Raw genomic sequence first — 5,429 nt, 5'->3', positions numbered from 1 at the left:
CCGCTGAAGGCAATGCCTTCCCAGCCGTGCTGCATGAACTGGCGGATATTGCCGTGGCTGCTGCCCTGCGGCTCGGCCAGCACATCGCGGTAGTGGCGTCCGAAGCAGACCAGGGTGTCGGCCTCGCTCAGCCCTTCCAGGCGGGCGAAGGCGAACAGCCGGCAGGAACCTTCGTTCTGGCCGGCGTCGTTGCTGACGCTGCCGTTGCGGAAGGCGGTCGGGGTGTAGTCGTAATGGTTCCGGATGTAGGACTGGATGTCCTCGAAGTCGTAGCGGCCGGCGTGCAGGCCGGCGAGCAGTTCGGTCAGTGTCATGGCACAGGCTCCTGATAAAGCCCCGGAAAGACGCACGGGGGCTCCTTCATGCCTGCGCCGCTGGCATCGGTCAACCCCTGCCTGGGCGACATTTGTCCTGTCAGTCGTGACCGGCATGTCATAAAATGCCGCCTTTGGTCGTACGACCTATTGTGCGCCGGATCCGCGGACCGGCTTCATGTTCACCTGAATGCGAGAATAATCATGACCATCGATGCTGCCGAACTCGAGCTGTTCCGCGACAACGTCAAGCGCTTCCTGGAAAACGAGATCCAGCCGCACTACGAACAGTGGGAAAAGGATTCGTGGATGCCGCGCGACATCTGGAACAAGCTGGGCGAGAACGGCCTGCTCTGCGTCGACCAGCCGGAGCAGTACGGCGGCGTCGGCGTGCCGTTCCAGTACTCCATGGTCATCCTCAACGAAATGGCGAAGCTGGGCCTGACCTCGCTGGCCACCGGCGTCAGCGTCCACTCCGACATCTGCGCCCCGTACATCGAGCACCTCGCCGTCGAATCCGTGAAGGCCGCGTGGCTGCCCAAGCTGGCCTCGGGCGAAGCCGTGGCCGCCATCGGCATGACCGAGCCGGGCGCCGGCTCCGACCTCGCCGGCATCCGCACCACCGCCGTGCGTGACGGCGACTTCTATGTCGTCAACGGCTCCAAGACCTTCATCTCCAACGGCCAGCACGCCGATGTCGTGATCATGGCGGTGAAGACCGATGTCGCCGCCGGCGCCAAGGGCGTGTCGCTGCTGCTCATGGACACCTCGCTGCCGGGCTTCCAGAAGGGCAAGAAGCTGGAGAAGATGGGCCTGCACTCGCAGGACACCTCCGAGCTGTTCATGGACAACGTGCGCGTGCCGGCCGATTGCCTGCTGGGCCAGGAAGGCAAGGGCTTCGCCTACATGATGAACGAGCTGCCGCGCGAGCGCCTGAACATCGCCGTGATCGCCGTCGCCGCTTCCGAGGGCACGCTGGAGCGCACCGTGCAGTACGTGCAGGAGCGCAAGGCCTTCGGCAAGCCGCTGTCGCAGCTGCAGAACACCCGCTTCACGCTGGCCACCTGCAAGACCGAGATCCTGGCCGCGCGCGCCTTCGTCAACAACTGCATCGACCTGCACGCCGACAGCAAGCTGGACATCCCCACCGGCGCCGCCGTGAAGCTCTATTCCACCGAGCTGCAGGGCCGTGTCGCCGACGCCTGCCTGCAGATGCACGGCGGCTACGGCTACATGCTCGAATACGGCGTTTCCCGTGCCTACATCGATGCCCGCATCCAGCGTATCTACGGCGGTGCCAGCGAGATCATGAAGGAAGTGGTCGCGCGCGAGCTGCTCGGCCGCTGAGCTGGGTTATTGCTGCATGAAAAAGCCGGGCTCAAGCCCGGCTTTTTCATGTCTGCCCACTGCACCTGTCCGTCGTCGGATCGTCACCGGCCGGCCATGTCGCGGGCGTAAGCTCATCTGTCCCGAAATGAACAAAGGACGCGTGACCATGGGCATTCTCGATGACGTGACATCGCTGCTGGGCAACGCCGGCGGCCAGGCTGGCGGCGTGCTGGGTGCGGTGCAGGCGCTGATCAGCGAACAGGGCGGGTTGCAGGGGCTGGTGCAGAAACTGCAGTCCGGCGGACTGGGCGAGCAGGTGAAGTCGTGGATCGGCAGCGGCCAGAACCTGCCGATCAGCGCCGAGCAGATCCAGCAGGTGCTGGGCAGTCCGCAGGTCGCCGCCATTGCCGGCAAGCTCGGCATCGACCCGCAGCAGGCGGCGGCGCAGGTGGCGCAGTTCCTGCCGGGGCTGATCGACAAGCTGACGCCCAACGGTCAGCTGCCGGAGGGCGGCAACCTGCTGGCGCAGGGCGCCGATCTGCTCAAGGGTTTCCTGAACCGCTGAGGCGCTGACGGCGGGCAGTGTCGCTGCCCGGCAGGCTCAGGCGGTTTTCTCCAGCAGGGCGAAGTAGAAGCCGTCGTGTCCGTCGATCTCCGGCAGCAGCTGGCGGCCCTGCGGCCGCCACTGCCCCGGCATTTCGCCGTCGAAGCGCAGCGGCGTGGCACGGGCATCGGCGGTGCGGCCGAGGAAGGCGGTGATCTGGTCTTCGTTCTCGGCCTTCAGCACCGAGCAGGTGGCGTAGAGCAGGCGCCCGCCCGGCTTCAGCGTGCGCCACAGGCGGTCCAGCAGCTCTGCCTGGATACGCACCGTCTGCGCGATATCGGTCGGGCGGCGCAGCAGCTTGATGTCCGGGTGCCGGCGGATGACACCGGTGGCGCTGCACGGGGCATCGAGCAGGATGGCGTCGAAGGCCTGGCCGTCCCACCAGCTGTCGGTCTGCTCGGCCGGCGCGCAGCGCAGCGTGATGTCGGGGCTGGCGGATGTGCCGGTGTCGGCGGTCGCGGTGTCGGCCGGGGCCTCGCCCGCTGCCGGTGTCGCGGCGTAGCCCGCGCGCGCCAGGTTCTCGGCCACGCGCTTCAGGCGATCGGCATCGTTGTCGAGCGCGGTCAGCGCTGCCAGTGCCGGCTGGATCTCCAGCAGATGCGCGGTCTTGCCACCGGGCGCGGCGCAGGCATCGAGCACGCGCTCGCCGGGCTGCGGCGCCAGCAGGCAGGCGGCGAGCTGGGCAGCTTCGTCCTGCACCGAGACCAGGCCGTCGGCGAGGCCGGGCAGGCTGAGCACCGGCACCGGTTCGGTCAGGCGCAGGCCGTCCGGCGCATGACGCGTGGGTTCGACCGGCAGGCCGTCATCGATCCAGGCGGCCAGCACCGCTTCGCGGGTGGCGCGTCCGCGGTGCACGCGCAGGGTCAGCGGCGAAGGGCTGTTGTTGGCGGCGATGATGTCATCGGCCTGGTCCGGCCAGTCCTGGCGCAGCTGGCGCAGCAGCCAGGCCGGGTGCGCGTGCTCCTGGATGCGCGCGGCGGCGACCAGCTCTTCTTCGCGGCGCTGCAGGTTGCGCAGCACGCCGTTGATGAAGCCGGTGAGCTTGTCCAGTCCGAGCTGGCGCGCGGCCTCGACGGTTTCCGCCAGCGCGGCGTGGTCGGGAATGCGCATGGCCAGCAGCTGGTGGGTGCCGAGCAGCAGCAGGGCTTCGACCAGGGTGTCCTTCTGCGCCCGCTGCAGCAGCGGCTTGATCAGTGTGCGGTAGTGGATGGCGCTGCGCGCGGTGCCCTGCACCAGCTCCTGCAGCAGGCCGATGTCCTCGCCGCGGCAGGCGCGCTGCGCCGCCGGCAGCGTGGCGCTGAGCGAGGCGCTGCCGGCCAGCACCGGCGCCAGCGCGCGCGCGGCCAGGGCGCGCACGCCGAGCTGTCCGCGTGGCGAGCGTCCCTGACCGTTGCCGGCATTGCGGCCGCCCTGCTGGCCGGGCTTGCGGATATTGTCGTGGCGTTTCGCGTTCAGTGAGCTCATGTGCCGAATACCGTCCCGGGTTGCAGTTCATCGCGGCGTGAATTGAGCAGCTGCGCCACCGGCAGCGCCTTGCCGCCGGCCAGCTGCAGGGTTTCCAGCAGCAGCACGCTGCCCTCCCCGGCGGCCACGGCGAGCCCGTGCTTGTCGGCGCGGAGCACCGTGCCCGGGGTTTCCACGCTGACCTCGCTGTCGAGCGCGCGCGCCTGCCAGACCCGCACCGGTTGCCCGGCCAGCAGCGTGTGCGCCACCGGCACGGCGTTGAAGGCGCGGATGCGGCGGTCGAGCTGGTCGGCCGGCAGCTGCCAGTCGATCAGCGCTTCTTCCTTGCTGAGCTTGGCGGCATAGGTCGCCTGCGCATCGTCCTGCGCTTCGGCGGTCAGCGGCTCGTCGTCGCGCAGGGCGTCGACCACAGCCAGCAGGGCATCGCCGCCGAGCAGCGTCAGGCGGTCGTGCAGGCTGGCGCCGGTGTCGCGCTGGGAGATCGGGCAGGGTGCCTTGTAGAGCATGGCGCCGGTGTCGAGGCCGGCGTTCATCTGCATGATGGTGATGCCGGTCTCGCGGTCGCCGGCGAGGATGGCGCGCTGGATCGGCGCCGCGCCGCGCCAGCGCGGCAGCAGCGAGGCATGCACGTTGATGCAGCCCAGGCGCGGCGCGTCGAGCACGGCCTGGGGCAGGATCAGGCCGTAGGCGGCCACCACCATGAGGTCCGGCTTCAGCGCCGCGAGTTCGGCCTGGGCGTCGGCATCCCTCAGCGAGGCAGGCTGGAACACGGGCAGGTCATGGACCAGTGCCAGCTCCTTGACCGGGCTGGCCTTGAGCCCGCGGCCGCGGCCGGCGGGGCGGTCAGGCTGGGTGTAGACGGCGATCACGTCGTGGTGTCCCTGCAGGAGGGCCCGCAGGCTTTCAGCCGCGAAGTCCGGTGTGCCCGCAAAGACGATGCGCAAGTGACTGTCCAATGCTCTGCCCTGTTCTGTCTGCCGGTGGATGGGTGGTGCGTGCGCAGGCGTCCCGGGCGGGCGCCGGCCCCGCGCTCAGGCGCGGGCGCGGTGCTGCTTTTCCAGCTTGCTCTTGATGCGGTTGCGCTTCAGCGGCGAGATGTAGTCCACGAACAGCTTGCCGTCGAGGTGGTCGATCTCGTGCTGGATGCACACCGACAGCAGACCGTCGGCGTCGAGGCTGAAGGGCTTGCCGTCGAGGTCCAGGGCGCTGACGCGGATGCGGTCGGTGCGTTCCACGCTCTCGTAGAAGCCGGGTACCGACAGGCAGCCCTCGTCGTAGGGCTTGGTCTCCGGGCCCAGCTTCTCGAAGCTGGGATTGATGAACACCAGCGGCTGCGACTGGTCTTCGCTGACATCGACCACCAGCAGGCGGATGTGACGGTCGATCTGGGTCGCCGCGAGACCGACGCCGGGCGCGTCGTACATGGTCTCCAGCATGTCTTTCGCGAGCTGGCGGATCTGGTCGTTCACCTCGGCCACGGGCTTGGCCACCGTGCGCAGACGCGGATCGGGAAATTCGAGTATCGGAAGCAGCGCCATGATCGTCCTCCGGTCGCTGGCGGAAACCGCGAACCGGGTCTAAACCTCGGGTGATGGGCAAAAGCCCGCTGCGCACATTATAGGCATGGATGCCGCACAGCGCGACCGCTCCGGCTGGTGCGCCGCGGGCGATACGCGGCTGGCGGGCGTCACGGAGAGAGGCGGGAGGGCGAATGAAGG

6 protein-coding genes are annotated in these 5,429 nt (G+C 68.7%); 2 read left to right on the top strand and 4 right to left on the bottom strand.

What is annotated here, in order from left to right:
- Positions 1–314 (bottom strand): HopJ type III effector protein (locus C5O18_RS06000; protein WP_105192365.1); only part of this gene is annotated, 314 nt, incomplete at its 3' end.
- A gap of 204 nt (positions 315–518) precedes the next feature.
- On the opposite strand from C5O18_RS06000, the gene C5O18_RS05995 reads away from it, so the two are divergent.
- Positions 519–1,661, top strand: coding sequence for an acyl-CoA dehydrogenase family protein (locus C5O18_RS05995; protein ID WP_105192363.1), 1,143 nt, complete (start codon positions 519–521; stop codon positions 1,659–1,661).
- A 127-nt stretch (positions 1,662–1,788) separates the two neighbouring features.
- Positions 1,789–2,208, top strand: coding sequence for a YidB family protein (locus C5O18_RS05990; RefSeq protein WP_206389755.1), 420 nt, complete (start codon positions 1,789–1,791; stop codon positions 2,206–2,208).
- A gap of 36 nt (positions 2,209–2,244) precedes the next feature.
- Here C5O18_RS05990 and rsmB read toward each other — a convergent pair whose 3' ends face one another.
- From rsmB to def, 3 genes are all read right to left on the bottom strand, one after another.
- Positions 2,245–3,711 carry a 16S rRNA (cytosine(967)-C(5))-methyltransferase RsmB gene (rsmB, locus tag C5O18_RS05985; protein ID WP_105192359.1) on the bottom strand — a complete coding sequence of 489 codons (1,467 nt, stop codon included), beginning with the start codon at positions 3,709–3,711 and terminating at the stop codon, positions 2,245–2,247.
- Positions 3,708–4,655: a methionyl-tRNA formyltransferase gene (gene fmt, locus C5O18_RS05980; protein WP_338132504.1), complete on the bottom strand. Its 948-nt coding sequence runs from the start codon at positions 4,653–4,655 to the stop codon at positions 3,708–3,710. Before fmt ends, rsmB begins: the two co-directional genes overlap by 4 nt.
- Before the next feature lie 87 nt (positions 4,656–4,742).
- A complete protein-coding gene (def, locus tag C5O18_RS05975) occupies positions 4,743–5,249 on the bottom strand; it encodes a peptide deformylase (protein WP_105192355.1) in 507 nt (168 codons plus the stop codon).
- Between the last annotated feature and the right edge of the window lie 180 nt (positions 5,250–5,429).

It is taken from the genome of Amnimonas aquatica (genome assembly GCF_002943415.1).
In the GTDB taxonomy this organism is placed as follows: domain Bacteria; phylum Pseudomonadota; class Gammaproteobacteria; order Pseudomonadales; family Moraxellaceae; genus Perlucidibaca; species Perlucidibaca aquatica_A.
This window is presented reverse-complemented; position numbering and strand designations above follow the sequence as displayed.